Here is a 1,788-nt window from a genome sequence, read left to right as displayed (position 1 = left end):
AAGCTAGCGCTCGCAGCGTAAACACCCCCGTGTCCACGAACCGGGGGTAGGCCCCCTCGCCGAAGGTCGTGCCTGTAGCGTCGGCAGCGCAACGACAACCAAACAGCCATCGCTGGGTCAGGATCAACGCGAATAATCGCACCACGGCCGAGCCATATCGGAGGCAGCACGTCTACTCAAGCGGTGCAGCGACAAGGGAGACTCACTGGCACGGGAGCACTTCTATAGACTGATACTGCGCATACGCGCACGATCACAGGTGAGTGCGTTTGGGGCACCTCGGCTAGCCGAGGGTGAGGTTCACGGCCTGGTTGGCCTGGTGCTCCATCAAGAACATCGCGGTGCGAGCGATGGTGGCCGGCCACTCCTCGAGCTCGATCCCGTAGAACTGCGACAGACGCACGTGCACGCGGGACTCAGCATCCAAGGAGAGCTGGGCGCGGCTCGGGTCGAGCTCCTGCAGGCGTTCATGGATTCGCAGCTCGAGGGCGCGGAGCTCGCGGTAGGCGATGATCAGGAAGTTCCCGCACCCGCATGCCATATCCGCGAGAACGAGTGAGCCAAGGTGGTCGAGCAGCTTCTCGAGTTCGCGCTTCTTCGCGTGGGCCTTGGTGAACTGGTCCTCGAGCTCGTCGAGGAACAGCGGGCGGATGAGCTTGAGGATGTTGGTCTCGGTCGTGTAGTGCTCGCCCAGCTTGCGGCGAGCCTTCTTGGACTTCACGGCCTGGAACAGGGACCCGAAGATCGCCGGCGAGATGCTGGACCAGTTGAAGTACGCGGCCTGCAGCAGCAGCTCGCGGGAAGCACGGTCGAAGTAGGGAATGTCGACGGGCTCGCCGAAGACGGAGCCGTTGACGTAGGGGAACGCCATGATCAGGTCGTCGCTCTGCCCGTAGCGCTTGTCCTCGGGCTTGTTCAGGGCCTGGTAGAGAGTGGCGAGCTGGGCGCCGAGGTCGGAGCCGTCCTCGCTGGTGCGCTCTTCGATGTAGCGGGAGAACAGGTCCCGCTCCCACAGGCCGGAGTCGTCGGCGTAGAGGCAGAACAGGGTGCGGATCAGGAAGATCGAGGCCTGGTGCTCGTCGTAGCCGGTGGACTCGAGGTGCTCGTACAGCTGCGCCATCAGTTGCGCCGCCTTGATCGACGCGGCCTCCTGCTCGGCTGAGCCGAACTTCGCGCGCCGGTAGCCGGCCAGGAACATCAGCTCCTCAACGTGCGCCGGCAGCTCGTCGAGCCCGAACTCGAGCAGCCCGTCCTCGCCGGCGTCCGCGGTGAGGTCCAGCAGTCGGAACCTGCGGAAGTCGCTGGTGATCACGAAATCCGGGCGCTCATGCTCGGTCAGTGACTCGATGTAGTCCAGCGCCTGCGCCTCAGCCTTGACCAGATCGGCGCCCGCGGACTTCATCTCGACCAGTGCGGTCCCCGAGATCAGGGCGTCGATGTACCCCTGCCCTCCCGTGGAGGCGCGCTGCGCGCGCTTCTCGTACACGGCCGCCGTGGAGCGGGTGATCCCGAAGACCCGTAGCAGGTCCCTGACGAAGGACTGGGCCTCACCACGCTCATACCCTTCCGCATCGCGCCATTCCGCCACAAAGCTTCCCGCTCGGGAGCGGATGTCGGGCAGAACGAGGGGCTTCTGGCTCATGGACACATGTTCGCAGGTTGCTCCGAGCATGAGGCAGTCGTTCACGGCCGGCACCGCCAGGACGTCGCCGGCGGTGCCGGAGGTGTCCTAACCTCGGGCTTTCATCGTTGAGGTGTCCGAGGGGTGGGTCGTGATGGGTGAAGGTG

1 protein-coding gene is annotated in these 1,788 nt (G+C 64.9%); it reads right to left on the bottom strand.

Features of this window, described 5'->3' with window-relative positions; genetic code table 11:
- Positions 1-283 precede the first annotated feature (283 nt).
- Positions 284-1,642 (bottom strand): class I SAM-dependent DNA methyltransferase, encoded by a 1,359-nt coding sequence (locus INT49_RS20755; protein ID WP_193119621.1) that lies wholly within the window; start codon positions 1,640-1,642, stop codon positions 284-286.
- Positions 1,643-1,788 lie beyond the last annotated feature (146 nt).

The sequence above is a fragment of the Brachybacterium tyrofermentans genome (assembly GCF_014897585.1).
Classification (GTDB): Bacteria; Actinomycetota; Actinomycetes; order Actinomycetales; family Dermabacteraceae; genus Brachybacterium; species Brachybacterium tyrofermentans.
The sequence above is the reverse complement of the archived record's forward strand: the minus strand, read 5'-3'. Positions and strand labels throughout refer to the sequence as shown.